This is a genomic window from Neisseria bacilliformis, assembly GCF_014055025.1.
GTDB lineage: Bacteria > Pseudomonadota > Gammaproteobacteria > Burkholderiales > Neisseriaceae > Neisseria > Neisseria bacilliformis.
On record NZ_CP059571.1, the window covers coordinates 1669727 to 1693560 of the forward strand.

The following is a 23834-nucleotide window of genomic DNA, read 5'->3' on the forward strand; positions in this document are numbered from 1 at the left end:
GCCAAACCCGCCACAGTTGCAGGTCGGATTCTTGAATCCGACGTGTCCCCGCAGAATTGTCCCACTGCACGGGATGTCGGATACAAGTATCCGATCTACGGCTTTTACGGCCTATCGGGTAGGGTGTGTGTCGTCCCAAGGCGACGCACGCGGTTTCTGTTTTACAAGCGGTTGTCCGCATCCGCCACACAAAAGGCCGTCTGAAAGCTGCGCAATGCGGTTTTCAGACGGCCTCTGCCGTATAACGAACCCGCCAGTCTCCCCCAAACCCGAAACCGCGTGCATGGCTTGCGCCACACACCCTACCCAACATCAGAGGCCGTCTGAAAAGCCAAACCCGCTTTTCAGACGGCCTCACGAAACCATACCTGTCAGAAAAACCGCTCCAAGCGTATCCCCGCTTCGTTTTTGCGCCAGCCGGCCAGCCAGCCAGCGTTGCTGTGCACGCGCGTGTGGCGGACGTGGAAAACGGGGGTGAAGCCGGCGATTTTCCAGCGCGGAATTTTCAGCGTGGCCGAGTAGCTTTGCTCGCTGTCGCTGCGGCGCACCTGTATCCACGGGTTGAAACCGCCGTAGCGGCGGTAGCGCAGCGCGGCGTGCGGGCGCAGGGAAAACGCGTCGCCGCGCCGGTATTGCGCCCCCGCTTGGAAGCCGTGCGTCAGATAGCCGGTGGCCTCGCTCTGCGTTTTGCGCTTTTGCACGTTCGCGCCGCCGTAGAGCATCCAGGCATCGGACGGGGCGTGCATCAGCGTGGCGTAGAGTGAAAACAGGCGGCCGTCGTTGCCCGCGTAGTCTTCGGCGTAGCGCATTTCGCGGTATTCGGCCTCCGCGCTCAGGGCGGTACGCTCGGAAAAATCGTGCTGCCATTCGCCGCGCAGCCCCGCGCTGCGGTAGAGCAGGCTGCTGTCCGCCCTGCCCCACTCGGCCACGGGCGCGGCCGACCAGGTGTTTTTGGCCGACGAGTAGCGGTAGCCCGCCGACACGTTCAGCGTGTCTTCGCTGCTGTCGGGGAAATGCTTGTAACGCGTGCCGTAAAGCGTGGCGCGGGCGAACAGGCCGTGATGTCCGGCCAGAGCACGGTGTTTTTCCGCCGAGGCTTCGTAGGTGAATCCTTCGGCCGCTTCGGGCGCGGCGGTGAGCGCGCAGGTGAGGCCGTAGGGGTCAAAACAGTAGGTTTCGCCGGTGGTTTCGCGCACATTGCTGTTGCGCACGCCGCCGACGGCAAGCGAGCCGTGCCACGCCCCGCGCACTTTGGCCGCGTTGAGATAGGCCGCGATGTTCTGCTGCACAGGCTCGGGCAACTCTTCCTGCTGCAACCGGGCAAACTGCGCCTGCGCCTCGCGCGTCTGTTTGTCGTCGAACAGCGTTTTCGCATAGTCCAGCCGCGCCCGTGCAAAATCCGGCTGCCGCGCCAGCAGATCGGCATATTGGCGCAACGCCCCCGCATAATCGCCGTTCAAACGCGCGATGCTCGCCTCGGTGAACGCGGCCAGATTTTCATCGTGGCCGTCCGTTGCGCGGTAGGCCGCCAGCAGCCGCGCCGCCTCCGCCCACGCCGACGATACACCCGCAAAAATCAGAGAATCGGCCAATCTCGAACAAATCACCGTCAAAGGCAGCAGGCACGGCATCCGCGACAAAGCGGGCAAAGACCGCGTGTACGACAACGATATGTCCACGGTTTACTCGGGCAAGGAGGAAGTGGAACGCTTCAAAGGCGCAGCCCCCGCCGATATTTTCAAAGGCTTGGTCGGCGTGCAGAGCGGCGATGCGCGCAACAGCGGCGCATTAGATTCCAATATACGCGGCATTCAAGGGCAAGGCCGCGTGCCTGTTACCGTGGACGGCACCGAGCAGGCGATTACCGTCTGGCGCGGCTACAACGGCGCGAACAACCGCAACTACATCGATCCCATGCTCATCGGCGGCATGACCATCGAAAAAGGCCCCGCCCTCAGCCGCGACGTGGCCAACTCGGTCGGCGGCGGCGTAGCCATTAAAACATTGGAAACCGACGATATTTTGCAGGAAGGCAAAGACTTCGGCATCGATGCCAAAGTGGAAGCCAGCACCAACGCCGTGCGTCCGCGCTGGCCGTCAATGCAGCAGGGGATTAAGGTGCAAAATGATCCAAACTCAGGTAAAGAACTGGATTTCAACTATTTTGTCGATCCTGACTTGATGCGCCATGCAAAAAAAGGCGGGCGGTATGCACTTGGCAGAGACCAAGCGGCGAGAATTGCCCTAGCCAAACGCTGGGGCGATTTTGATTTGATGGCCGCCTACGTCTGGCGGCACAAAGGCAACCACTATGCAGGCAGAAACGGCAGCAAATACTATCGGCAAGACCCCGCCTCCGCCGAAGAAGCCCATGCCTACACCCGCTACCTTGCCCATCTCTATTACCCCGGCGCGGAAGTGCCCAACACATCCAGCGACATGAAATCTCTGCTGCTCAAAGCCACATGGAAGCCCACCCCCTACCAGCGGCTGCAACTGGGCTGGCGCGACACCCGCGCCGAATACGGCGAAATCATGCCCTCCCGTTTGGGGGAAGGCAGATACAACCTGAAAAAATTTAAGGAAGAAGGCTATTTCAACAACGGCAGCCCTTACTCCCGTTTCCTGCAAAAATACGCCATCGGCACAGTCGCACAATGGCCGAGCAGCAGGGTGCACACCCAAGCCGCCAATCTCGACTACAAATGGAATCCGCCCACCCCCTATATCGACCTGCACGCCAACCTGTGGGCCACCCGCAACAACCTGCACACCCACACCAGCGGCGGCCACCCGCGCGAGCCTTTCTATTTCTACCCCTCCACACCCGAAACCAAACCTTAGGAAAACGTTTTGCGCAACACCTCCCTCACCTATTCCGACGACAAACGCTGGGGCATCACCACCAGCAACAAATTCAAACTGAACGACAAACTCGATCTCACGCTGGCCGGCAGCTACCAGCGCGAAAGCCTCACCTCCAAAGACAACTGGTGGAACGACCCCTTGGAAAAAGCCAACCCTTCCATCTTTCGCACCCAAGCACGCGACGGCTGGCACAAACAATGGGACACCTCCTTCCGCTTCGACTGGCGTCCTGCCGACTGGATCAGCATCAGCGCGGGCGCACGCAAAAACGGCTATGCCGCCTTCGACCGCAGACTGGCACGCGGGCGGGCGGCCAAAGACCGGTTTTACCGTGCCAAAGGAACAGAATACCGCTATGTCAACTGGAAAATGCCTGCTCCCGCCGATTTACAGCAGGCATACAACCGTTTCAAGACTGAAAACGAAGCCATCGATGCTGAAAAAGACACCGCCCTCGATCCGCTCTACCAATGGAAGGCCCGGGCAAAAACTGTTTGACATCAAATGCGCCGGCAAAAGCGGCAGCGACCGCAGCGACTGCGAAGACGAAAAATACTTCTGGGACGAATACACCGAGCTGGAAAACAGATTCGGCGAACGCGAAGAAAAAATCAAAGAAACCTTCGAACCGCGCGAAGAAAAAATGTACAAAACCTACTACGGCTTTATCGACAACAACCCGACATACAGCGAATGGCGGCGCAAAGGCAAATTCGGCAATGGCGGCAGCTATTTTGAAGGCGAAATACAGGGCGGCGACCCCTCGGCATATCGCGGATACAGCTACCGCTGGGATGCCCGCAAAGACGACAACAAATTCCACAAAGAAGACAGCCCGCTGGGCAACGGCATGCTGGCCGCCGAAAACGGCTACGATGTCAAAATGGGCGAACCGGGTACCCACGACGCGCCGGAAGAGTTTCCCGAAGTCAAAAAAACCGGCGGTGTCAGCGGCTGGCAGCCCGTGCTGGCCGTAACCCTGCGCCCCACCGAAAACAGCCGCGTGTATGCCCGCTACACCCGCACCACCCGTTTCCCCAGCATCTTCGAATCCACCGTCGGCTTCTCCGGTTCCACCCCCACCTTCTACACCGTAAAACCCGAGCGCGGCACCAACATCGAATTCGGCTACACCTACGACCTTGCAGGCCGTCTGAAAGCCGAACACGCCGACGTGAAACTCGCCTACTACCGCAACACCATGATGCCGCGCGCGAAAAATCCGTGCCTTACGTTGAGATAAACCGACCTCTGATTTGTTTCACACCGTGCAACATCATTTCAATTCCCGCCGGACAAAGGCGGGAATTTTTGTATCGGTCGGTGGTGCCGCGTTTGATGACGGATGGGAAGCGGCAAAGCAAAAAGGGACGACATCGTCCCTTTTACTGTTAAACCCTGTTCAAACCGGTATTAAAGCCGGTTTGAATGGGACGGTTTTCACGGTCGCCGTTCGCCCCCAAGCCGCTGCCGCGTGAATGCCGGTTCGAAGGTGGCCAGTGTTTCGTCCTGCGGCACGGCGGGGATGTCGGGGCGGGTCAGGTATTGGCCGAACAGGCGCAGCCCCATTGGGGCGAGTTCGCGCTGCCACAGGCTTTGTGCGGTATCGGTGGCGCGGATGTGGCACCAGTCCTGCAGCAGGATGCCGCCGGTGTCGGCGCCGTCGTCCATGCGGTATAGGGTGCCGCCGGTAACGGGCTCGCGCATATGGACAGCCCAGCGCACGGCGTCGCGGCCGCGATGGCGGGGCAGCAGCGAAGGATGGTAGCCGACGGCGCCGTAGCGCGCCTGATCGCGCAGGCTCTTCGGGATGAAGACGTGGGCGTGGGCGGCAAGGATGACGTCGCATTCGGGTAGGGCCGCGGGCAGCGCGGTTTGCGCCGGTACGCCGTGGGCGGCGGCTGCCTGAAACAGTCTGTCCGCGCTGTTCGGCGCGTAGACAGCGGTGACTTGATGGCCGTCGCGCAGGCATTGCTGCAAAAGCTCGGCGGCCAGCCATTTTTGGCCGATGATGGTTATCCTCATGCGTCCTCCCCCTCTCCCAGATAGCGGAAGCCCTGTACGGCGCGGAAGTGGCCGCCGTAGCCCACAGCGTTGCCGGTTTTCCCGCCGCTCGTGCGCTCCGCCGAGCGGCGTATGCTGGCGGCGGAGCGGGCTTTGTTGCCGCCGTATAAAACCGCCGATACCTGCGTCCACTTTTTGTCGCGGCGCAGAGCGTTGGCCAACGCCGGATGTGAAGTGTGGAACAGCGTGCGCATGGGCTTTCGGTAGCGGTTTTCGCCGCGCAGCCACATCTCGCAGCAGGCATTGAGAAAGCGCATGCCTACGCCCGCGCCCTGCCACTCAGGCAGCACCACCAAACGGCACGCCCGCGCTTCGACCAAACCGGGGCGGGTACTGAACGCGATATGCGCCACAGGCTGGCCGTTGACCAAACCCATGTAGTGGGTAGCGGCAATCATCGGCGGCAGTTTTAAATAATGATGCGGCTCAAACAGGCGCCAGTCGGCTTGTCGGCAAGGGTATATTTCCAGCTCGAGTTTTGGGCGTTGCCTGACCCACCCCCATTGGAATTGGCCGGTGTCGGTATCCAGCACCCAGTCGGGCTGCACCCAGTCCAAAATATCGTGGTGGCAGGACAGCAGTACTACCTGCCCCGTCGTACGGCGCCATGCTTTGGCAAACGCGCCCGCGCCGATTTGGGCGATTTGGCGGTCGACCACCGAGCTGAACTCGTCCAATGCCGCAAAGGACGGTGCTTCGCACAGCAGTCGTGCCAGATTGGCGCGGAACTGCTCGCCGTTTGAGAGCACGGCGTACGGGCGCAGCCATGTCGGCACACTGCCCAAACCCACCGAAGCCAGCGCGGCGGTAATGTCGTTAAATGCGCCATCGGGTGCAATCGCATCTACAATCGGCACATCCCGCGCCCATTTGGGCGCGTAGATGTGCCCCAGCTTTTTGCCGATGCTGGTTTTACCCGAGCCGGAAGAGCCGACCACCACGCCGATCTGCCACGGTTGCTCATCCAGCGGCAAATCCGCGCTTAGGTTAAAGTTTGCCCCGGTTTCCACATTAAACAGCGATTTCACAGCGGCGGCGCGGTAGCTGTCGAAATCCGAACAGCGATGGTTGATTTGGATTTTCATACGGTTACCACCTTTAATTTCAAACCTTGCGCTTTCAGCGCGGCGTACACCTGCTGCTGGTGCGGCTCGCTTTCGCACAGCACGACCACGCCGTACTGCTGTTTGTATTGGAAGCCGTTACGGCCGTAGTGTTTGGCCGCTTTTTGTTGCGGCGGCGGGTTTAGCGGGATGGCGTTGTTTTCGGGCATCCGTTTTTTCCTTTCTGAGGATTCGGATGCTCGGCGGCATTCTGGGTTGTTAAAGAACTGAATCGGTTCACGGCCTTGCAGCGCGGGCATTTGATTTCAAAATTTCCCGTGCCGACGGCCAAGAGCTTATTGCAATGTGTGCAACGGTGTTTCATTTTTTGCGGTTTCCTACATCGTTAGTGATACAATCCGCCCGCCCTCGAGGGTGGCGGCTTTGGCTGATGCAGGCTGTTTCTGCTCGGCCGGCGCGGCAGGTGTCCTAACCGCCTGCCGCGTCGCCGTCTTTGTTTCCTATGCCCCGTCCGTTGCGGACGGGGTTTTGTTTTGCGCTTTACCTTTTTGTTCCGCTCTCCTTTTTCAGACGGCCTTCACGCATTTCGGGCGGGAGGTGGCTGCGGGTGCGTTCCCGCTCGTACGCGCTTTGGCAGTGGTCGCGCTGGGTGAAGAACAGGGCGTTGGCGAGGGCGCGGGCGATTTTCCAGCGGCGGCGGGGCGACGCGGCCAGTACGGCGCGGCGGTGGATGCGGCTGGACAGGGTTTCGTCCGGCCAGCCGCCCGCGAGGGTGTTGAGCAGCTGGTCGGCGGCGATCAGGATGAGGCGCAGGCGTTCGCGCCCGTTGCTTGGTTTCATGTGTTTTTCCTTTTTTCAGACGGCCTCGGGCAGGGTGTAGCGGATTTCCACGGCGGCGAGTGCCGCCATATCTTCGGCGGCGCGGATTTGGGCTTCGATGCGCTGGCGTTCGCCGGCGGTGCGGGCGGTGAGCAGGGTATAGGCTTTGGCTTTTTTGGCGGCCTTTTTGATCAGGGCTTCGCGGCCGATGCCGCGCGCGGCGGCGATGGTGTCGAGGACGGGGGTGGCGGCGGTGCGGTCAGCTTCCCAGGCGGCGGCTTCGGCGGCCTGTATGCTCCATGTTTGGATTTCAAATTCGGGCACTTCGGCCAGACCGGCGGCGGTGTCGATAAAGGCTTGGGCGGCGCGGGCGGCTTGGGTGAGGCGTTCGGCGCGGGCTTCTTCGAGGATTTCGGCCTGCGCTTCGGGGGTGAGTGTCCACGCGCCGTGTTGCCATGTGTGGCGGGCAGTGGGCGGGGGGATAAGGGTGAGGCCGTCTGAAAGTGCGCCCGCTGCGGTGACGGTTTCAAGCTGCCCCGTATCGGTGCGGTAGGCGGTTTGGCCGCGATGGTCGGGCAGGATGTCCCAGCCTGTGCCGTTCCAGCGAGCGCATTGGCCGTCTGAAAGCTCGGGCGGGTCGGTATCGATGCAGCGGGCGGGGAGCAGCCAGCCTTCGCCCAGGAGGTCGGGGTCGGCCTGGGTTTGGCCGAAGTAGAGGCCGTTTTCGTCGAGCTGGCAGACGGGTTTGGGGTGGTATTGGGGCATTTTGTTTCCTTTCGGGGTTGGAGGCCGTCTGAAAGTTTTTCAGACGGCCTTTGGTTTGCGGGCAGAGACCGCGTGCGTGGCTTGCGCAACACACCCTGCCTAAACGGCGGAGGCCGTCTGAAAATCAAATTTTGATGCAGGCCAAGAGGGCGATGTTGCGCGGGCGGGTTTCGGCGCCGCCGCGCATGCCGGTGGTGGCGCGGACGGGGCGGTCGTCGGCGCGGGAAACGTCTTCCGTTCCGACGCTGTCGCCGGTCTCGCTGCCGTAGGTCGGGATGTCGGCGTTGATGTTGGTGACGTGGTTGTGGGCGCGGAATTCGTCGGCCTGCGCCGAACCTAAGGCGCGGTTGGCGTCGATGCCGCGCCCGTCGTCCCAGCCGCGCACAAATTCGCCGCGCAGGTCGGGCAGGTTGAAGGTGGTTTTGCCGTCGCCCGCGCCGTAGCTTGTGCCGACGGCGGCAAAAAGGGCGGCGTAGGCGGTGCGGGAGACGGCCGCGCCGTTGGCTTTGAGCCAGCCGGCGGGGGCGGTTTGGCCGGCGAAGTAGGCAATCATGCCGGAGGGGGCGGCTTCGGCCAGCTTGCCTGCGGTGGTGGCGGCGAAGTTGGCGTCGTCGCCCAAGGCCGTCTGAAATTCTTTGAGGGTGTCGAAGGCCGCGCCCGCGCCGCCGAGGATTTCGTTTTTCAGGGCGGTGCGCACGGCCTGCGCCTGCTGGCTTACCCAGCTTTTGTCGGCTTTTTCGTCGGCCAGTTTTTTGCCCATGGCGGCGGAGAGGGGGACGGCGGCGGCGTTGGATGTCAGGCTGTTTTCCACGCTGCCGGTAACCAGTAGGGTGCCGGAGGCTTTGGGGAAGAAGTAGGTGTAGTTGCCCGCGACGCTGCCGTCGTTGCCGCTGCCCCATTTTTTGTCGATGTTGGCCGCGTCGGTTACGAGGCCGATGTAGGGGTCGTTGCCGCGTATGAGGTGGACGGCGTAGGGGCGCGGCGAGGATGCGTTGCGCCACGAGAGGGCGTTGTAGCCTTTGAGTTCGAGGGTTTCGGACAGGGCACCGCCGGTGAGCGGCAGGCAGGCGGCGGCGGCTTCGTCTATGGCTTTTTTCAGCTCTTTGCCCTGCTCGGCCGACAGGGCGGCGTCGCGCCCGCCCGCCGTGAGGTTGTCGATGAGTCTGACCACACCGGCGAGGGTGGCGGTGGCTTTGGCCAGCTCGTGGGTGTGGCCGGTGCCGCCGCTGCCCGCCCAGTTGGCGGTGCTGCCGGAGAGGGTGGACGGGGTGGCGAGGGTGAGGCTGCGGTTGGCGGCGAGGCTGCCGCCGCCGGTCAGCCCCGCGCCTGCGCCGATGGTAACGGCTTGCAGGCCGCCGATGCCCTGCACGGCTTTGGCCAGTTCGGTTTTGAGGTAGAGGGTGCGGTTGGCCAGCTGGCGGGTGGGGCGGTTGTCGATGCCGTTTGGGCCGCCCATTACCGGGTCGGATGTCTCAAACTGGTAGATGCCTTCTTCCCAGGCAGGGGTTTCGGTCAGATTTGCCATTAAGCGGTTCCTCGGTTGAATTGGCCGTCGCGCAGGGCGCGACCGTTGTGCCGCAGCGCGGCCTGTTGGTAATCCAGCGACGCCAAAACGCAGCGGGCGGGGGCAAACGCAGCCAGCGTTTTACGCAGCATGGCGGCCTGGTCGTTGGTAATCGGCGCCGACATCAGAATGCGGTAGTACGCCCAGCGGTCGGCGTGGCCGTGGGTATAGCGGCCGTCGCGGCGGATTTCGCCGTTGTGTTTTTTGTTGGACAGCCCTTCGATAATTTCCACTTCACCAAAACCCAGCCGCCGCACGATTTCGCGGATGGCCCACGGCGTGCCTTTTTTGCGGTGCAGCTCGTACGCGCCTTTAATCAGGCGGCGGCGGGCGTCGTCGCTTTCGGCCAGCCAGTAGCCGTCCACGCCCAAGATGCTGCGGCTTTCGGCCAAGAGTTCCAGATGCGCGGGCGCGACCAAATCGACCAGGCGCGGCATCAGGCGCGGCAGCTCGGCCAAATCCAGCCGCAGGCCGAGTTCGGCCAGCGCGCGGGCGCGTTGGTCGCGTTCGATAATCGCGGCGTAGGAGAGTTTGGCCATTGCCTAGCCCTCTGCTGTATGCGCGGCGGCGCGGATATCGGCCGATATGCAGCGCGCCCATTGGTCGGGCTTAACTTCGGTCAGCGGCAGGCCGTGCAGCACTACGTTGTAAACGCCCGCCACTTTCAAGGCCGTCTGAAAAACGAGCGGCACGATGTCCAGCCCCAGCTTGGCGCGGCGGCGGCTTTCGTAGTCCGCCCAGGCGGCGCGGGCGGCGGCCAGCACTTCGGCGGCGTTGGCGCCGGTAAACAGGGTCAGCTCGGCATCCAGGCGGTAATCCACCGGCTGCGGCGCGGCCACGGATACGGTGTCGCACAGCGGCCGGCGGTCTTCGGCCGATAAGGCAGCCTGAACCTTGGCCAAGAGTTCGGCGGACGGCAGGCCGTCTTTGGCCAGCACGGTTACGGCGACGCGCCCGCCTATCGGGTTGCCCGCGCCGTCAAGCGCGTTGGCGACGTGGACGTCGGCCACGGCGGCGCTGGCCTGCCGCGCCCAATACTGGTAGGCGCCGACGGGGCCCGCGACGCTGAAACTCTCGAAAGCCAGCAGGATGCGTTCGCGGTAGGCTGCGTCGTCCTCCGCTTCCGCGCCGCCCGCCGATGCGGTGGTGTTGGCGGCGGCCACATCGATGGTCGGGTGCAGCCGCTCGGCCGGGGTGTTGATTTGCCCTGCCGACCAGCCGTTGCCGGACAAGCCGGTTTGGGTGCACTCGGCGGCCAGTTCGACGGCGGGGCTTTGCGCGGTCAGCATGCCCGCTGCGGTGGTGGCAAACGACACCTGTCCGGCTGCAACCAGCGTGCCTTTGGGCACGGGTATCTGTTGGCCGTCGATAAGCTGCGCGCTAAAACGCAGGGTGGTGAGCGCGCTTTGGGCACTTAGCCGGGGCGTGCCGACGTCGTCGCCGCACAAATCCAGCATCAGGCCGGTGGCAAAGCGCGGATGCTGCTGGCGGTAGGCTTCGTTGACCTGCGCCCTTAACAGCGTTTCGCGGTAGGCAAAGGTGTTGATGATGAGTCGCTCGATATGGGCGGGCTGCAACACCTTGCCCGCGCGGCGCTCGTAGTCGGCCACGGTCTCGGCCAGTACGGCGGCCAGATCGTCTTCGACGATTTTGATGTCGTTTTGGTTCCAATCCATTTTTCAGGCTGCTTTTCAGTTTCGGCTTTCAGACGGCCTTTCAGGCTGCCTTAAACTGCGTGCGGTAGATTTCGCCGACGGCATCGTCGGCCACCCGCCAGTGCAGGCTCACATACAGATGCGGCGCGGTGCCTTCGAAGGTGATGCCTTCGAGCTTCGCCCGCTTCTCCCAAGTTTGCACCGCCAGCGTGATTTCGCGCACGAAGTTGGGCACCAGCTCGTCTTCGGGCGCGTCGGTGTAGTCGTGGTGGCCGCTGCCGAAGGTCGGACGGCACACGTCTTCGCCCTTGCGGGTGGCCAGGATGTTGAGCAGGCACTGCTCGATGTCGGCGGCGTCTTCGACGGTGTCTTTCAGGCTGCCTGCGGGGGCGATCTGCCAGTGGCGGGAGCGGGGGTTCACGGGGGTTCCTTAATCTGCGGGCATAACAAAGCCCTGCGCGTATGGTAGGCGCAGGGCTTTGAAACGGCTTTTAAAGGGGTTTAAAAATGGTTACAGCTGCGGCGTGCCGGTTTGGCCGCCGGAATCGCCGGGGTGGGTGTGGTTTGAGACAAACTCTTGGAGACTGACGCCGTTGAGCAGGATGTCGCCCTGCACCTCGGCCGTGCCGCTGATGCTGGCCGCTACGCCGGCGCCGGCATTGCTCGCGCTCATGCCCGCGCTGTAGGTCAGATGGCCGAGAATGGCGGTGTCGCCGGTGATTTCGGTGTTCGGGGTTTGGATTTTGACCTGTTTGGCGGCCTTAACCAGTACATCGCCGGGCGTGTCGACCATTACTTGCCCGTTGCTGCGGTCGTGGCGGATGACCGTGCCGTTGGCAAACTTTTTGCACCAGATATTGCGGTCGGATTCGGACGCGCGGTCGGCATCGTTGTAGATTACACCCAAACACACGCCGCCTTCGCCGCGCGCATCCAACAGGCACACGGCCAGCTCGCCCGCATCGGGCAGCGCGTAAAAGCGGTTGCCGCCCGCGCCCAAGGTCAGCACCGGCAGCCAGTCGGTTTCCATGTCTTCCAGCGCGGGCAGTTTCACGCGCACGGCGTGGCGCGTATCGTCCACCGCCGATACCGTACCGAATTGGAGCGTCGCGCCGAAATCATAGTCCTGCTGCATTTTGCGTTTCCTTGTTTGGGTTTTCAGACGGCCTTTCAGGCTGCCCTTCGCTTTCGTCGGCAATGTATTCCACCATCTTCACTTCCAGCGATGTGGTGTAGCCCGTGCTGCGGCGCAGCTCGTGGCGGCTCTGTTTGACCAGATAGCGCCCCGAAAACTGGCCGAAGCCTTTGAGCCGCACAATCTGCCCGGCCACCAGCTTGGCATTGCCGAACAGGGTGATGTCGCCCGCCACCTGGTTGTGCGACGCATCGGAGAGCGCGGCATCGGCGCGGGCGGCCAGCTGCGCGTCGCTCTCACCCCTATTGGCGGTGATTTTGAGCGTGTCGGTGGTGGCGGCGCGTTTGGCCTTGGGGCGCAACGGCTTGTGCTTGCGGCTTTGGCGGCGCACGGTTTTTGCTTTGGCGTCATAGCCGCTGACCACCGCTTCCTGCGGCACGCCTTTAATCAAATCGCGCAGGCGCACGGTTTTGATGTCTTCGGGAAGCAGCAGCGCGACGGCTGCTTGTGCCGCGAGCTTGTCGTTGCGGGTAAAAACCAGCGTTTTGCCGACGATCTTGAAGCTGTGGCCGTATTCGCGGGCCAGGCGGGCGAGAAATTCGACGTCGCGCTCCTGATACTGGGTAATGCGGCCGATTTTGATGTCGGCCACTTCGCCGGTTACCGACAGTTTCAGACGGCCGGCCACCTGCCGCACGATGTCTGCGAGCGTGGTGTGCTCGTAGGCTTTGGGTTTGAGCGTGCGGTTGGCATGGCCGATGCCGGTGGACAGCGCTTTCAGGCTGACTACGCTCGGCGGATGGCTGTATTCGATTTCGGCAATCTCAAATTCGCCCAAATCTACCATGCCCGTAAACTGGTCGCCCAGCTGCAAGGCCAGTTTGTCGCCCTGATTGGGATACCACGAGCGCAGCCAGCGGCCGTCGGTGTCTTCCAGTTCGAGCTGGATTTCGTCGGACTGGCCTTCGAGATAGTCGGTGTAGCCCAGCGACAGAAAATAGGGGCGGATGTCGGCGGTGATGTCTTTTTGCTCGTATTGAATCAATACGTCGGGCAGGGTAACCGGATGGGCGGCGGGCGGTTTCAGGCTGCCTGCAAGGCCGTCTGAAAGTGCGTCCGACAGGCGTTCGGCCAGATTTGTAATGTTCATGCTTTACTCCTAACGCAGCCACGGCGGCATATCGTCTTGGTTCTGCGGTTTGGCGGGCAGCACCGGCACAAACACCGTCAGCCCCGCCGCAAAGGCTTCGCATACCGGCAGGTGCGGATTGGCGGCAATCAGCCCGCCGACCAGCAGCGCGTTGCCGTAGTAGCGGTGGGCGATTAAGTCCCAGCGTTCGCCCGCCGATGTGGTGTGCTGCAATACCGATTTCACGCGCCGTCCTTTCTCGCCGCCAGATGGGCGGTCAGGCTTTGCGCGGCGGCCGCGCCGTTTTGCAGGCTGTCGTTGGCAGCGGCGGCAAACTCTGCCGCCGTGTCCAGCCAGGCGCCGATGCTGCGGCTCTCCACACCGTGCCGCACGGCCGCCACGCCGTCGGCCAGATGGCGCGACGCCCGGCCGGCATAGGCCAGCATCCCGGCCGCACCTTTCAGGCTGCCTGCATACTGCGCCAACTCGGGCAGCGCATCGAGCCTGCCCAAGGCCGAACCGCCGAGCGTGAGCGCGTCGCCCAACACCGAAAACGCGGCAGCGGGGTCGTTTTTCAAATCGCGGGCACGGGCAATCAGACCCTGCACCTGCCCGATGTCCCGCTCAGCCGCGCGGTACAGGCGCACGCCTTTCTGCACTGCCGCGGCGGCCTTGGAAACCGTGCCGCGCACGCTTTCGGGTAGGAGCGACAGCAGCGGGTTTGCCTGCGCCGGAGCAACGGCGGGTGCGGGCAGCGGGTTGTTCGGGTCGCCGACAAACTCGGTCAGCGACACTTCCAATTCCCGCGCCGCCGTGCGCCCCTGCGCGTCCTGCACCAGCGTGCGGGCGGTCAGCGACTCAATCACAAACCAGCCGATAAAACGTCCCGCGCCGGTTACCAGCGACAGCGCCTGCTGCGCTTCTTTCGCCGCCACCAGCCCCTTGTAGGCGGCATCGGGGCTGCCCAGCTTCCAGTGCAGTTTCAGGCCGAAGCGGATTTTGGTCAGCTCGTTGCCCACCGCCTGCAAGCGCGGGCGGCCGCCCAGCACTTCGTGTTTGGCGTAATCCGCGCCGTGCGTCTCTTCAAATTCGGTAAAGCTCTGCAACAGCTCGAAGCGCACCTCGCCCAGCATCGCGTACATCAGTAAGCCCTTCTTTGTATTTCCGCCATCATGCGGCGGTACATCGTTTCAAATTCCTGCAAACCCAGCCGCAAGGCAGCCTGAATCTGCTGCGGGTCACCGCCGGGGGCATTGATGGTCGGATTAAAATGCACCGTAATGCCGCCGCCCGCTGCCTGATTCTGCCGCGCGGCGGCGAACTCGTCGGCGTTGGTGCGTATCGATGCGGCCATTTCCGCCGACAGGCCGCTGCCGGCAGTGAAACGCTGTTTCAGACGGCCGGCCACCGACTGCACCGCCGCCAACGGCCGCCCCGCCGCCGCGCCGATACCCAGCTGCAAGCCTTCCATCAGATAGCCGCCGTAGCTTTTGAACACGCGGCTGGGCGAGTGGATGGCGACCGGGCCGGTAAAGGCCGACTTGATACGGTTGACCAGCGAGGTAACCGTGCCGATCACCGCATCCACTTTGGATTTGATGCCGTTAACCAGCCCGTCCAGCAGCATCTGGCCGAAGCCGGTGAACTTGGCGGGCAGCTCGATGCCGAACCAGCCCATCACAGCGGCAAATGCCGAGTAAAACGCGCCCAGCGGCGACCAGTTGACGATTAAAGCCAAAATGCCCGACAAGCCGCCGTCAAAGGCGGTTTTGATTTCCGTCCACGCCGCATCAGCCGCGCCGAACAGCGTGTCGAAAATCATCCGCCAGCCGTCCACAATCATCGCGCCGGTCTCGACCACGGCGGCCAGGATGCCGCCGATAACCGAGCCGACGGTTTCGCCGAAGCCGCGTGCGCCGCCTTCGGATTCCTGCGTCAGGCTGAAAAATTCCCCCAGCCAGTCCAAAACCGGCTGCAACACCGGGCGCACGGTTTCCCAAATCCCGCCCAGCGCGGCGGCCAAACCGTCAAACAGCGGCAGCACGGGTTTGAAGGCTGCCGTCAGCCCGTCCCAAAAACCGAGGAAAAACGCCTTTATAGGCCGCCAGTATTTGTAAATCAGGAAAGCGGCGGCAGCGAGGGCGGCGGCAATCCAGCCGACGGGCGTGGCCAACAGGGCGCGGCCGAGGGAAAGGACGGCGGTGCGGGCAAGCGACAGGAAACGGAGCAGGCCGGAAAAAGCCCTGCCGATACCGGAAAAAGCCGCCGCCGCAACCGATTTGCCGAGCGACAGGCTGCGGGCAAGTATGCCCGTGCCGCTTTTGAAGCGCAGCACGGCCACCAGCCAGTCCGCACCCAGCAACGCCCTGCCCAGTTTTACGGCGGCGGTAAAGCCGCGCCACTCGTTCAGCAGGAAGCGAAAGCCCAGGCCGCCGATTTTCAGAGCGGCAAGACCCGCAACCAGATGCACCAGCCCGCTGACAAATTTCGGGTTTTCCGCCGCCCAGTCGGCAAACGCGCCGACCAGCGGTTTGACCGATGCCAACGCGCCGTTAATGGCGGGTAACAGCACGCTGCCGACGGTAATGCCGATCTCGGCCAAACCGTTTTTGAACAGCTTAAACTGGTTGGCGGTGGTGGCCGAACGGTTGGCAAACTCGCGCTGCATCGAGCCGAGGTATTTCAAGTTGCCCGATGCGTCTTTTTCCGAGAGCAAATCCAGCTGGCGGTTGTACTCGCCGACATTGTTGGCCAGCAGCATCACATCGTCGGCGTAGTTGCGGCCGAACATTTTCAGCAGCAGCGGAAACTGCTCGTCTTTGGGCAGCTGCTTGATGCGCGACAGCAGGTTGAGAATCGCGCCATTGGCGTCTTTATTCATGGCGGCGGCAAATTCTTTGGCGGTCAGCCCCAGCCTGGCCAGTTCTTTCCTGCCCCCGCCTGTTTTCAAAACCGACAGCGAGGTAACCATCCCTTTCACCGCCTGCGCCGCCAGCTCGGGTGCCTTACCCATGCTTAAAAAGGTACTGCCCAGCGCGGCGGCCTGGTTTTCGGTCAGGCCCAGCTGCTTGGTGTCGCTGCCGACGCGGGTCAGCACATTGACGATATCGGCGGCCTTGGAGTTGGCATTGTCCGACAGGTGGTTGATGGCATCGCCCAGACGGCTGATTTTGGGGATGGGGATTTGCAGCACGTTCGACAGCGTCGCCATCGCCTCGCCGGCATCGCCCGCCGCCATATCGAAAGCCACGCCCATCTTGGCCGCATCGGAAGCAAAGCCCGTCAGGTCTTTGCGCGCCACGCCGCTTTGGCCGCCGGCGGCCACGATGGCGGCCAGCTCTTTACCCGCCATCGGGATGTCGCGGCTCAGTTTGAGAATGTCCCGCTCCATCTGCCGGAACTGCTGCGGCGTATCGAAGTCCACCACCTTTTTCACATCGGCCATTGCCGACTCGAAATCGACAGCCAGCTTGACGGGAACGGCAATCACGCCGCCCGCCGCCGCCGCACCGAGCAGCTCGTCTTTAAAACCGGCGCGCTTGTCATAGTGGTACTGGCGCAAATGCCGCAATTTGACGATGTCGGCGCGTTTGGCGTTAATCTTGTCGATGGTCTGCCCGAGCTGCACATACTCGCGGCGCAACTCGCCCACCCGCTGTTTGGACATGCGCAGCGGGTTGTCCAGCGTCTCTTTCAGCAGACGCTGGCGGCGGTTCAGCGTTTCGGTAACTTCGCCCAGATACTTCATAGACGAGCCGACGCTTTTGATGCCGGCCACCGCCGCGCCGACAGACGCGCCGATGGTGATACCGATGGAGAAACTGCTTGCCATATTGCTGTTGCGACCTTATGATTTGCCGGAAAAAAGGAGCGCGCCGTGAACGACAGATACGCAAAGATTTTCAACCGAAACCGCCGACGCGGTTTCGGTTTTGTCCTTTGCCGCGTGGATGGCGGTTTTGGCCTTGTGGGTATTGTCCGCGTACCCCGCTGCGGATGCGTCCGTACTGCTGCCGCTCGCGCTGGTTTGGCTGCTAGGCGCGGCTCTGTTTATGCTGCTGGGCAGAATCCCCGTTTTGCTGGCCGGCGCGCTGGCCGGCGGTCTGTTTGCCGGACTGGCCCTGCTCAAACACAGGCTGCGCGCCCGCCGCTGAATCAGCCTTTCCGATAGCCCGCCTTGATTTGGCGGGCTGCTTCTTTTTGGAAGGTCAGGAAGTCTTCCATGTCCAACCCGTCTATCTCCCGCAGCGGCCAGCCGTACCACCACGCCATATCGGCGCAGGCGGCGGCCAGCAGGCGGTGGAAGGTTTGCGGGTCAGACGGCTCGCGGCGGCTCTTGGCAGGTGCGAAAAAACTCCTGCATCTGCTTGTAGTCGCACAAATCCATATTTTCCAAATCTTCGGGTACCAGCCCGGACAGGCGCGCCATCATGGCGATTTCCTGCGCCGCGTCGCCTTCCAAATGCGCCACCGCGCGGATGTCGCCCACTTTGGCGCGGCGCACGGTTACGCTTTCCAGCAGTGTGCCGTCCGCCAGCCTGATCGGGCAGTACAGCCTGATTTCTTTGCCAACGCCCATCTGTTCCCGCATCTTCTGCGCTTCGTTCTGTGCCATTTTCCAGTCCTTAAAAAAATCGCCGGGTGGGGCGGCCAAAAGCAAAACCCACCATCAAAATCAGATGGTGAGTTTAGTTTTCAGGCTGCCTTGCGGCTTTTAAACGGCTTTAATAATTACTGGCCGAGGTTGCGGCGGAATTTGGCGAACATGTCGGCGCCGTCCACGCGGTACTGGTTGGTGAAGGCGTCGAAATACAGGATTTCGCGCCCGCCCGCTTTCAGGCTGCCCGCGTGGGCGAGAAAGGTGCTGGCAAACTCGGCGCGCTCTTTGGGTTTGTAGGTGCCCAGCGGCGATTTGGAAAAATTGCCGGTCAGCACGGCCACCAGCGGCACTTCTTCCACCCGCCCCAGCGCGTTGTGCTGCTGGATGTCGGCGCGGATCATCAGCTGCTGGGCTTTGAACGGGTCGTACACCGCGCGGAAGGCGTCGGGGTAAAAGCCGTTCCAGTTGATTTCGGCTTCGCCCACTTTGATGCCCATCGGCAGGGATACGCCGATGGCCATGCCCAGCCCTTTGTATTCGTCCTGCTCGATTTCGATTTCGGGCAGCTTCACTTCGCCGGACTTGCCGATTTGGGTGGTGCCGTTCAGGTACAGCGCGGCGTTGTAGATGACGTTTAATTCGATGCTCATGTCTCAAACCTTTCAGTTGCCCGCCTGTCCGGTCAGGTTGACCAGATATTTGCGGGTCATTTTGCTGGTATTGGTGATGCGCTCGGCGGGCAGCTTGGGCGTGTAGTCGTATACCAGCGGCACCTGGCCTTTGGAAAAGGCGTCGGCCAGATCGTAGTCGTAATCGAGGCTCACCGATGCGCCGACAATGCTTTTCAGGCTGCCCAGATAGACGCGGTAGCCTTCGAGCAGCGCGTCCAGCAGTGCGTCTTCGATCGGGCGGTCGATGTATTGCAGGGCGTAGCGGCGCAGGCTTTCGTCGATCACGTCGCCGGTGCGCTGGGCGACCTCGAAGTTTTTGATGTGGCTTACGCTGGGGAAGCAGGCCAGGCGGTTGCCCCACATTTTGAAACCGCTGCCGTAGCTGTTGAACACGGTGGTGATGCCTTTTTCGTTCAGGCGGTTGGTTTCGCTCTGCGGGTCGTCGCCGCGGGCGGTCAGGCCGATTTCCAAGCCGGTTACGCCCAGCAGCTCTTGGTTGGATATGCTCCACCAGTAGCCTTTTTCGACGTCGGTTTTCATGCGCAGGCCGGCGGCATGGGTGGCCAGGCTTTCCAAACCGAGCGGGCCGGCAACGTGCGGGAAAAACAGCTGGACGCGGTCGGAGGCCGTCTGAAAGTTGATTGTGCCCAAGGAGCCGCGCCCTTCTATGGCTTGGCTCAGGCTGGTGCCTTTGGGGGCGCTGATGTAGGCGATGGCTTTGAGTTTGTCGGCCTTGGCAATCATGGCCGCCGCGCAGGTGGCGGTTTGGTCGTACTCGGGCACGATGATGATTTTGGCGTCCGCGCCGTAGCGGCTGTAACCCTCGGAAAGCAGCTCCAAACCGGTGCGCTTGCCGGTGGCCGCCACATAGCCGCCGAGAATGTCGGCTTCGCTGACTTTGGCCGGATCGGTGTAGCTGTATGTGATTTTCGGGGCGGCGGGCGGTCTGGCGAACACGATGTCGCCGGTCAGCGCATCGAGCGTGTAGTCCGTACCTTCGGTCAGCGCGGCGGCGCCGTCGGATACGCTGTAGCCCGCTTGGATGGCGGGGTGCGCGGTTTTGGCGCGCAGGGTGTCGGCATCGACATTTAGGGCTTCGTCGCTCACGCTGCTTTTGTGTTTGGCCGGGTCGCAGACGTTAATCACATAGGCGATGCCCGAACCGTAGCGCGTCCAGATATTGGCCGCATCGGGCAGGGTAAAGCCCGCGCCGGTAAGCGCGCCGCCGAATGCGGCGAAGTCTTTGGCCGTCTGGCACACGGCGATTTCGTTTACTTTGCCCGCCGGTGCGGTGCCGACAATGGCGGTAATCGCGCCGTCCACGGTATAGACGGGGCTGGAACCGGCATCGATGCGGATGGTTTCGGTGCCGTGGTGGTAGGCTGCTGCCATAGGGTTCTCCTGATTGGGATTAAGGGGTTTGCGGGCTGCCCTGCTGCCGCAGATAGACGGAAGTCAGCTTGGGTGCGGACGGGGCTTCGTACTGTTCGATCTGCTGGGTTTCGGTCTGCACCAAGAGCTGGTACTGCCACGCGCCGCCGTCTTCGGCCAGAAACTGCTCGCTGATTAAGTGGCAGGGCAGGCAGTCGGGCGGGCGGTAGCCGACAACGGCCAGCCGCAGCGCGTCGAGCAGGTCGAGTGCTGCGCCGTCGTGGTGCACGCCGCGGCCGAACACAGTCAGATGCAGGGTCAGATCGCGCTGCTGGGCAATGCGGCCGGTGTCTTCCAGCTTGCCGAAACGGCTGCCCTGGTATCCGACCAGCACCGCACCTTTGGGGTGCATAAAGCGGTACTGGGCGGGCTTGTCGGGAAACAGCTCGACGCTGTATCCGGCCAGCTGCTCCCGCAGGTGGTCGCGCACGGCGGTGAGTATCGGCAGGGTGGCAGCCATCAGTAGCCCTCCCAGTTTTGTTTGGCCTTGGCGCGGACGTGATACGCCCCGCCTTCGGTCTGCGGCCGGTCGGGCGCATCGGCATCGTCGCGCACGCCCAGATGGATTTTGCCGTCGCGGATATTGGCCAGCACTTTGAGCGCGTTCTCGTAAGAGAGTTGCAGCGGCTTGGGAAACTCGGCGGCGTTGATGCGGCGGCTATGCAGCCAGTGCCGTGCGATGTCGGTGCACAGCGGCCGCAGGATGCTGGGAGCGGGTTCCAGCGGCAGGCGGTAGCGGCCGGTCAGATAGCCGTCGGCCAGCTCGCAGGCGTAGGCGATGGCGCGGTCGATGATTTCCCAGTCCGGCGCGCTGCCGTAGCCGTCGTCGTTGGACAGTTGCACCAGCTCCACTTTGCCGACGGCCGCCGCGATGTCTTCGCGTGTGAGGTACACGGCCTACTCCTTCGCACCTTTGCCGTGGCCGCGTTTGGGCGTTTGGTCATCGGCAGCCGGCGTTTCAGGCTGCTTATCCGTTTCAGGCTGCCCCTCGGGCGGGTTTTCAGACGGTGTTTCCGGCGGCGCCTCGGGCGGGTTTTCAAGCGGCGTTTCGCCGTCTTCCGCATAACCGGCGGCGGCCAAATCGGATTCGGAGATTTCCGCTTCGCTGACGTGGGCGGCCACCAGCCCGTACTGTTCGGGCGTCAAATCCACCGCTTCGCCGGCTTCGACGCGGTATTCGCGGCCGTCTGCATCTTCCAAAATCAGCGGCGTGTGGGCGATATAGGTTTTCATGCCTAGCCTCCGATTTTGATGCGCACGGTGTCGTTGGCCGCAGCGGCGGCATCGAGTGCGTATCCGGCAACGGCCGCACTGCCCGCCTGTTTCACCGCGCAGCCCTGCGCGTCGGCAGCCACTGCATCGCCTGCGGCCAGTGCGCCGCCCGTTTCGACTACGGCAATGCCGATGGCGTCGACGGCGGCAGTATCGCCCGCAGCGGTGTCGTAGGGCGCCACGCCCAGCACGGCTTCGCCGGCTTTGGCCTGTTTTCCCGCGTAGTTGACAAAACGGTTGGCGACGATTGCGCCTTCCGCGCGGATGGTGGTGGTCAGCACCACCTGTTTGGTTTTAGCCATTTTTCTCTCCCAAGGCAGCCTGAAAGCCTTTCAGGCTGCCTCAAATTGTTTAGGCGACTGCCTTTTCAAACAAATAGCCGCACGCGCTGCCGACCACCGCCGCTTTGCGGATGTCGGTGTAGCGGGCGTATTCCACCTTGCCGCCCACGCCGTCGAAGCGGTCGACGAGCGGCATACCGCGGCGGCGGAAGGTGTAGCCGAAGGCCGGTTCGCCCTCGTCGTTGCCGTCTGAAACGGCGTGCGGGCGCACAATCAGGCTGGCGAACTTGCCCCAGATGTCGGCGGTCTGCTTTTTGCCGTCGGGCACGGATACCGCCGCGCCGACGATGATGTCGTCCAAATCCAACAGGTTTTTAATCTGATCGACCGACAACAGCGTTTTGCGCTCGCCCGAAGACAAGGCGCCGCGCAGGCCGTCGTGCTTGGACAGTGCGTGCAGCACGCTCGCGCCCACCACCAGTACGCGCGGCGATACGCCGCAGGCGGCGCGCACCAGCTCTTTGGCGTTGGCGATGTCTTCCATCGGGTCGGACGTGCCGTCGCTCCATTGTTTGGTGGCGGACAGGTCTTTGCTGTGGCCGCTCTCGTAGGCCGATTTGGCGGTAACGAGCTGTGCGGTTTCGACTTCTTGGCGCAGCTGCACGCCGCGCACCACACGGCGGGCGGCTTTGGCGCGTTCGTCGTACAGGCTTTCGGCCTGTTCGCGGTAGTCCACGCCCGCCGACAAATCGTGCTCTTCCAGCACCACCGGCAGGTAGGACGGCGCATCCAGCGTAATCACATTGCTGGCCGCGCCCACCGCGCGTTCGGTGCGGTACTCGACAAACGAGCCTTTGCCGAACACCGGCACGCGCACGCCTTCTTTGTCGGTAAAGACAACGGGCATAATCCGCTCGGCGACAAACTCGGCCTGCTTCATGCCCAGCGCCAGCTGCGTCAGTACGGGATCGATCTGCCCGCGCAGGTTTTTCAAATGAGAAGTGCTCATCGTGTTTCCTTGTTCAAACAATCAAAGTTATTCGGATACCGTGCGGCGCGCCGCCTCGGCGTAGCTGATGCCTTCTTTGGCCGCCAGCGCCAGCGCGCGCTGGTGGTGGCTCAATGCTTCGGGGTCGGCGTTCTCGGCGAAGTCGGCGGACACAAGCGCGGGTTTGGCCGTTGCGCCTTTGGCCAGATGGCCGACGGCAGGCAGCTGTTGCGGCAGTACTGCACCGAGAAACTCGCGCAACGCGGCGGACAGCGTTTTCTTGCCGTCGCCCTCGCCGAAATCGGCGGTGGTGTGCTGCGGGTACTCGGCAAAGTCCAAAGCCTGCACCACCAGTTCTTTGTCGGCAGGTTTCAGACGGCCTGCTTTGACCAAGCCTTCGGCAAAGTCGGTGTTTTCCTGATGCGCCGCTTCGCGCTCGGACTGCGCCTGCGCGTCTTTCAGCTTCTGCAGTTCGGCTTGCGCCGCTGCGGCGGCCTGTTCGGCCTGTTCGCGGGCGGCTTTCTCTGCCGCCAGTTGTTCTTCGGTGGCCATATCGGGCTCCTTGGGTTCGGGGTTGGTGGGATGGGATTCGGGTTGGGATGTGTTCGGCTGCGGGTCTTCGGCAAAATCGGCAGCCTGAAAACCGAGCGCGGCCAGCAGGCGGCGCAGCAGGGTGGCCGGTTCGGCGCTCTCGCCAAATTCGACCACGCCCGCTTCCGCCTCGTTAAACTCAATCGGTTTCAGCCCTTTAACCGCAGGCGGATGCGCGCCCAAAAAGCCGACATGGCGCAGCGACCATTTGCCCGGTGCGGGATTGGCGGGGGCGTCGGGTTGGTAAAAGCTGGCCGACACCTTTTTGTAGCGGCCTTGGCGCACCTGCTCGGCAAAGGCCGCGTCCATCTGGGCAAAGTCCGCCAGCAGGCTGTTTCCCTCGGCTTTCAGGCTGCCTACCCAGCCGTAGGCGGGCGCGTCGGTTTTCGGGTGGCCGACGACTACCGGTGCTTCGTGCACGGCCGTGTTGTAGGCTGCCGCCGTCGCCGCCAGGTCGTCGGCACTGATGGTGATGCGCTGGCCGTTGTTGTCGGTGTGCGTGCCGGCGCGGAAGATTTCAAAAAATTCGGACATACAAAAAGCCCCATCGGTGTGATGGGGCGATTTTCATGCACGGGTATAATCCAATCTTTTAATACGCTTTAAAAAAGAGAGTTCCAAGATGGCTATAAACGAATTTACGCGCAAACAATTAAATAATGAACTTATGAAAGAGTTACAAAAACGCTATCCTGAGCTGATGCAAGAGCGGTTATCAGAAAAAGTGCAGTTGGTGGTACTACCGATAGAAAGTCGACAAGGAAAAATTACTGTTGCCGTTCGTTTTGTTGATGCCCAGTATCGCCGAACAGCAAATTTTGAGTACCAGAACAATCGGTGGTATTGCACTCGTGATTGGAACGATTAAACAAAAACCCCAATTTTGCGTTTTTAGCGCGTTTCGGCGCTCAGACAGGCAAACACCCGCTTGCGCGGC

The 23834-nt window shown here is 62.4% G+C and carries 31 protein-coding genes; 5 read left to right on the forward strand and 26 right to left on the reverse strand.

Annotated features, from left to right (window positions below):
• Window positions 1-371: 371 nt before the first annotated feature.
• A complete protein-coding gene (locus H3L91_RS08115) occupies window positions 372-1592 on the reverse strand; it encodes a porin family protein (protein ID WP_244958454.1) in 1221 nt (406 codons plus the stop codon).
• Between the two features lie 64 nt (window positions 1593-1656).
• Between H3L91_RS08115 and H3L91_RS08120 the strand changes: the two genes are divergently transcribed.
• From H3L91_RS08120 to H3L91_RS08130, 3 genes are read left to right on the forward strand one after another with little or no spacing between them, the layout of a single operon-like run.
• Window positions 1657-2844 (forward strand): TonB-dependent receptor plug domain-containing protein, encoded by a 1188-nt coding sequence (locus H3L91_RS08120; RefSeq protein WP_007343256.1) that lies wholly within the window; start codon window positions 1657-1659, stop codon window positions 2842-2844.
• Between the two features lie 9 nt (window positions 2845-2853).
• Entirely contained in the window at window positions 2854-3366 is a 513-nt protein-coding gene (locus H3L91_RS08125; protein ID WP_007343257.1) for a TonB-dependent receptor, read from the forward strand.
• Window positions 3302-4111: a TonB-dependent receptor domain-containing protein gene (locus H3L91_RS08130; protein ID WP_007343258.1), complete on the forward strand. Its 810-nt coding sequence runs from the start codon at window positions 3302-3304 to the stop codon at window positions 4109-4111. The genes H3L91_RS08125 and H3L91_RS08130 overlap by 65 nt, the downstream gene beginning before the upstream one ends.
• A 197-nt stretch (window positions 4112-4308) precedes the next feature.
• Here H3L91_RS08130 and H3L91_RS08135 read toward each other — a convergent pair whose 3' ends face one another.
• The 15 genes from H3L91_RS08135 to H3L91_RS08205 all read right to left on the reverse strand — a co-directional run bounded on the left by H3L91_RS08135 (window position 4309) and on the right by H3L91_RS08205 (window position 16895).
• Complete coding sequence (locus tag H3L91_RS08135) at window positions 4309-4893, reverse strand: formyltransferase family protein (RefSeq protein ID WP_007343260.1); 585 nt, start codon at window positions 4891-4893, stop codon at window positions 4309-4311.
• The gene (locus H3L91_RS08140; protein ID WP_007343261.1) at window positions 4890-6017 is read right to left on the reverse strand and encodes a hypothetical protein; all 1128 of its coding nucleotides are present in this window, start codon (window positions 6015-6017) and stop codon (window positions 4890-4892) included. The genes H3L91_RS08135 and H3L91_RS08140 overlap by 4 nt, the downstream gene beginning before the upstream one ends.
• Entirely contained in the window at window positions 6014-6205 is a 192-nt protein-coding gene (locus tag H3L91_RS08145) for a hypothetical protein (RefSeq protein ID WP_007343262.1), read from the reverse strand. The genes H3L91_RS08140 and H3L91_RS08145 overlap by 4 nt, the downstream gene beginning before the upstream one ends.
• Window positions 6178-6360: a Com family DNA-binding transcriptional regulator gene (locus tag H3L91_RS08150; protein ID WP_007343263.1), complete on the reverse strand. Its 183-nt coding sequence runs from the start codon at window positions 6358-6360 to the stop codon at window positions 6178-6180. The genes H3L91_RS08145 and H3L91_RS08150 overlap by 28 nt, the downstream gene beginning before the upstream one ends.
• Before the next feature lie 176 nt (window positions 6361-6536).
• Window positions 6537-6836, reverse strand: a complete 300-nt coding sequence (locus H3L91_RS08155) for a hypothetical protein (protein WP_007343264.1) — start codon at window positions 6834-6836, stop codon at window positions 6537-6539.
• A 15-nt stretch (window positions 6837-6851) separates the two neighbouring features.
• Window positions 6852-7580 (reverse strand): hypothetical protein, encoded by a 729-nt coding sequence (locus tag H3L91_RS08160; protein ID WP_007343265.1) that lies wholly within the window; start codon window positions 7578-7580, stop codon window positions 6852-6854.
• 124 nt (window positions 7581-7704) lie between these two features.
• Window positions 7705-9105 carry a phage tail protein gene (locus H3L91_RS12500; RefSeq protein ID WP_280525956.1) on the reverse strand — a complete coding sequence of 467 codons (1401 nt, stop codon included), beginning with the start codon at window positions 9103-9105 and terminating at the stop codon, window positions 7705-7707.
• Window positions 9105-9683: a phage tail protein gene (locus H3L91_RS08170; RefSeq protein WP_007343269.1), complete on the reverse strand. Its 579-nt coding sequence runs from the start codon at window positions 9681-9683 to the stop codon at window positions 9105-9107. The genes H3L91_RS12500 and H3L91_RS08170 overlap by 1 nt, the downstream gene beginning before the upstream one ends.
• A 3-nt stretch (window positions 9684-9686) precedes the next feature.
• Entirely contained in the window at window positions 9687-10820 is a 1134-nt protein-coding gene (locus H3L91_RS08175; protein WP_007343270.1) for a baseplate assembly protein, read from the reverse strand.
• Between the two features lie 40 nt (window positions 10821-10860).
• Complete coding sequence (locus tag H3L91_RS08180) at window positions 10861-11220, reverse strand: GPW/gp25 family protein (RefSeq protein WP_007343271.1); 360 nt, start codon at window positions 11218-11220, stop codon at window positions 10861-10863.
• Window positions 11221-11310: 90 nt separating this feature from the next.
• The gene (locus H3L91_RS08185) at window positions 11311-11934 is read right to left on the reverse strand and encodes a phage baseplate assembly protein V (protein ID WP_007343272.1); all 624 of its coding nucleotides are present in this window, start codon (window positions 11932-11934) and stop codon (window positions 11311-11313) included.
• A complete protein-coding gene (locus H3L91_RS08190; RefSeq protein WP_007343273.1) occupies window positions 11918-13084 on the reverse strand; it encodes a phage late control D family protein in 1167 nt (388 codons plus the stop codon). The genes H3L91_RS08185 and H3L91_RS08190 overlap by 17 nt, the downstream gene beginning before the upstream one ends.
• Window positions 13085-13093: 9 nt before the next feature.
• The gene (locus H3L91_RS08195; protein WP_007343274.1) at window positions 13094-13309 is read right to left on the reverse strand and encodes a tail protein X; all 216 of its coding nucleotides are present in this window, start codon (window positions 13307-13309) and stop codon (window positions 13094-13096) included.
• On the reverse strand, window positions 13306-14205 hold the full coding sequence (locus H3L91_RS08200) for a phage tail protein (RefSeq protein WP_007343275.1): 900 nt from the start codon (window positions 14203-14205) through the stop codon (window positions 13306-13308). The genes H3L91_RS08195 and H3L91_RS08200 overlap by 4 nt, the downstream gene beginning before the upstream one ends.
• Window positions 14205-16895 (reverse strand): phage tail tape measure protein, encoded by a 2691-nt coding sequence (locus H3L91_RS08205; protein WP_007343276.1) that lies wholly within the window; start codon window positions 16893-16895, stop codon window positions 14205-14207. Before H3L91_RS08205 ends, H3L91_RS08200 begins: the two co-directional genes overlap by 1 nt.
• Before the next feature lie 142 nt (window positions 16896-17037).
• Here H3L91_RS08205 and H3L91_RS08210 point away from each other — a divergent pair, with 142 nt between their 5' ends.
• A complete protein-coding gene (locus H3L91_RS08210) occupies window positions 17038-17217 on the forward strand; it encodes a hypothetical protein (protein ID WP_154647215.1) in 180 nt (59 codons plus the stop codon).
• 1 nt (window position 17218) lies between these two features.
• Here the strand turns inward: H3L91_RS08210 and H3L91_RS08215 are convergent, their stop codons facing one another.
• The 10 genes from H3L91_RS08215 to H3L91_RS08260 form a co-directional block, all read right to left on the reverse strand.
• A complete protein-coding gene (locus tag H3L91_RS08215) occupies window positions 17219-17335 on the reverse strand; it encodes a GpE family phage tail protein (RefSeq protein WP_239669511.1) in 117 nt (38 codons plus the stop codon).
• 43 nt (window positions 17336-17378) lie between these two features.
• Window positions 17379-17678, reverse strand: a complete 300-nt coding sequence (locus tag H3L91_RS08220) for a phage tail assembly protein (protein ID WP_040659586.1) — start codon at window positions 17676-17678, stop codon at window positions 17379-17381.
• A gap of 116 nt (window positions 17679-17794) precedes the next feature.
• Window positions 17795-18313, reverse strand: a complete 519-nt coding sequence (locus H3L91_RS08225) for a phage major tail tube protein (protein ID WP_007343279.1) — start codon at window positions 18311-18313, stop codon at window positions 17795-17797.
• 12 nt (window positions 18314-18325) lie between these two features.
• Complete coding sequence (locus tag H3L91_RS08230) at window positions 18326-19726, reverse strand: phage tail sheath family protein (protein WP_007343280.1); 1401 nt, start codon at window positions 19724-19726, stop codon at window positions 18326-18328.
• A 19-nt stretch (window positions 19727-19745) separates the two neighbouring features.
• On the reverse strand, window positions 19746-20225 hold the full coding sequence (locus H3L91_RS08235; protein WP_007343281.1) for a Gp37 family protein: 480 nt from the start codon (window positions 20223-20225) through the stop codon (window positions 19746-19748).
• Entirely contained in the window at window positions 20225-20659 is a 435-nt protein-coding gene (locus H3L91_RS08240; RefSeq protein WP_007343282.1) for a DUF1320 domain-containing protein, read from the reverse strand. The genes H3L91_RS08235 and H3L91_RS08240 overlap by 1 nt, the downstream gene beginning before the upstream one ends.
• Before the next feature lie 3 nt (window positions 20660-20662).
• On the reverse strand, window positions 20663-20998 hold the full coding sequence (locus H3L91_RS08245) for a hypothetical protein (protein WP_007343283.1): 336 nt from the start codon (window positions 20996-20998) through the stop codon (window positions 20663-20665).
• A 2-nt stretch (window positions 20999-21000) separates the two neighbouring features.
• Window positions 21001-21339 (reverse strand): capsid cement protein, encoded by a 339-nt coding sequence (locus tag H3L91_RS08250; protein ID WP_007343284.1) that lies wholly within the window; start codon window positions 21337-21339, stop codon window positions 21001-21003.
• 49 nt (window positions 21340-21388) lie between these two features.
• The gene (locus tag H3L91_RS08255) at window positions 21389-22327 is read right to left on the reverse strand and encodes a hypothetical protein (RefSeq protein WP_007343285.1); all 939 of its coding nucleotides are present in this window, start codon (window positions 22325-22327) and stop codon (window positions 21389-21391) included.
• A 27-nt stretch (window positions 22328-22354) separates the two neighbouring features.
• Complete coding sequence (locus H3L91_RS08260) at window positions 22355-23431, reverse strand: hypothetical protein (protein WP_007343286.1); 1077 nt, start codon at window positions 23429-23431, stop codon at window positions 22355-22357.
• An 88-nt stretch (window positions 23432-23519) separates the two neighbouring features.
• On the opposite strand from H3L91_RS08260, the gene H3L91_RS08265 reads away from it, so the two are divergent.
• Window positions 23520-23765: a hypothetical protein gene (locus H3L91_RS08265; protein WP_007343287.1), complete on the forward strand. Its 246-nt coding sequence runs from the start codon at window positions 23520-23522 to the stop codon at window positions 23763-23765.
• Window positions 23766-23834: the final 69 nt, after the last annotated feature.

What these genes read in the sequence shown, in the direction of transcription:
- H3L91_RS12500 (WP_280525956.1), bottom strand. Translation starts at nt 9,105, where the DNA reads ATGGCAAATCTGACCGAAACCCCTGCCTGGGAAGAAGGCATCTACCAG.
- H3L91_RS08260 (WP_007343286.1), bottom strand. Translation starts at nt 23,431, where the DNA reads ATGTCCGAATTTTTTGAAATCTTCCGCGCCGGCACGCACACCGACAAC.
- H3L91_RS08235 (WP_007343281.1), bottom strand. Translation starts at nt 20,225, where the DNA reads ATGGCTGCCACCCTGCCGATACTCACCGCCGTGCGCGACCACCTGCGG.
- H3L91_RS08190 (WP_007343273.1), bottom strand. Translation starts at nt 13,084, where the DNA reads ATGAACATTACAAATCTGGCCGAACGCCTGTCGGACGCACTTTCAGAC.
- H3L91_RS08145 (WP_007343262.1), bottom strand. Translation starts at nt 6,205, where the DNA reads ATGCCCGAAAACAACGCCATCCCGCTAAACCCGCCGCCGCAACAAAAA.
- H3L91_RS08225 (WP_007343279.1), bottom strand. Translation starts at nt 18,313, where the DNA reads ATGAGCATCGAATTAAACGTCATCTACAACGCCGCGCTGTACCTGAAC.
- H3L91_RS08170 (WP_007343269.1), bottom strand. Translation starts at nt 9,683, where the DNA reads ATGGCCAAACTCTCCTACGCCGCGATTATCGAACGCGACCAACGCGCC.
- H3L91_RS08230 (WP_007343280.1), bottom strand. Translation starts at nt 19,726, where the DNA reads ATGGCAGCAGCCTACCACCACGGCACCGAAACCATCCGCATCGATGCC.
- H3L91_RS08175 (WP_007343270.1), bottom strand. Translation starts at nt 10,820, where the DNA reads ATGGATTGGAACCAAAACGACATCAAAATCGTCGAAGACGATCTGGCC.
- H3L91_RS08215 (WP_239669511.1), bottom strand. Translation starts at nt 17,335, where the DNA reads ATGGCGTGGTGGTACGGCTGGCCGCTGCGGGAGATAGACGGGTTGGAC.
- H3L91_RS08135 (WP_007343260.1), bottom strand. Translation starts at nt 4,893, where the DNA reads ATGAGGATAACCATCATCGGCCAAAAATGGCTGGCCGCCGAGCTTTTG.
- H3L91_RS08160 (WP_007343265.1), bottom strand. Translation starts at nt 7,580, where the DNA reads ATGCCCCAATACCACCCCAAACCCGTCTGCCAGCTCGACGAAAACGGC.
- H3L91_RS08200 (WP_007343275.1), bottom strand. Translation starts at nt 14,205, where the DNA reads ATGTACGCGATGCTGGGCGAGGTGCGCTTCGAGCTGTTGCAGAGCTTT.
- H3L91_RS08185 (WP_007343272.1), bottom strand. Translation starts at nt 11,934, where the DNA reads ATGCAGCAGGACTATGATTTCGGCGCGACGCTCCAATTCGGTACGGTA.
- H3L91_RS08250 (WP_007343284.1), bottom strand. Translation starts at nt 21,339, where the DNA reads ATGGCTAAAACCAAACAGGTGGTGCTGACCACCACCATCCGCGCGGAA.
- H3L91_RS08140 (WP_007343261.1), bottom strand. Translation starts at nt 6,017, where the DNA reads ATGAAAATCCAAATCAACCATCGCTGTTCGGATTTCGACAGCTACCGC.
- H3L91_RS08205 (WP_007343276.1), bottom strand. Translation starts at nt 16,895, where the DNA reads ATGGCAAGCAGTTTCTCCATCGGTATCACCATCGGCGCGTCTGTCGGC.
- H3L91_RS08265 (WP_007343287.1), top strand. Translation starts at nt 23,520, where the DNA reads ATGGCTATAAACGAATTTACGCGCAAACAATTAAATAATGAACTTATG.
- H3L91_RS08155 (WP_007343264.1), bottom strand. Translation starts at nt 6,836, where the DNA reads ATGAAACCAAGCAACGGGCGCGAACGCCTGCGCCTCATCCTGATCGCC.
- H3L91_RS08245 (WP_007343283.1), bottom strand. Translation starts at nt 20,998, where the DNA reads ATGAAAACCTATATCGCCCACACGCCGCTGATTTTGGAAGATGCAGAC.
- H3L91_RS08130 (WP_007343258.1), top strand. Translation starts at nt 3,302, where the DNA reads ATGCTGAAAAAGACACCGCCCTCGATCCGCTCTACCAATGGAAGGCCC.
- H3L91_RS08220 (WP_040659586.1), bottom strand. Translation starts at nt 17,678, where the DNA reads ATGGCACAGAACGAAGCGCAGAAGATGCGGGAACAGATGGGCGTTGGC.
- H3L91_RS08255 (WP_007343285.1), bottom strand. Translation starts at nt 22,327, where the DNA reads ATGAGCACTTCTCATTTGAAAAACCTGCGCGGGCAGATCGATCCCGTA.
- H3L91_RS08150 (WP_007343263.1), bottom strand. Translation starts at nt 6,360, where the DNA reads ATGAAACACCGTTGCACACATTGCAATAAGCTCTTGGCCGTCGGCACG.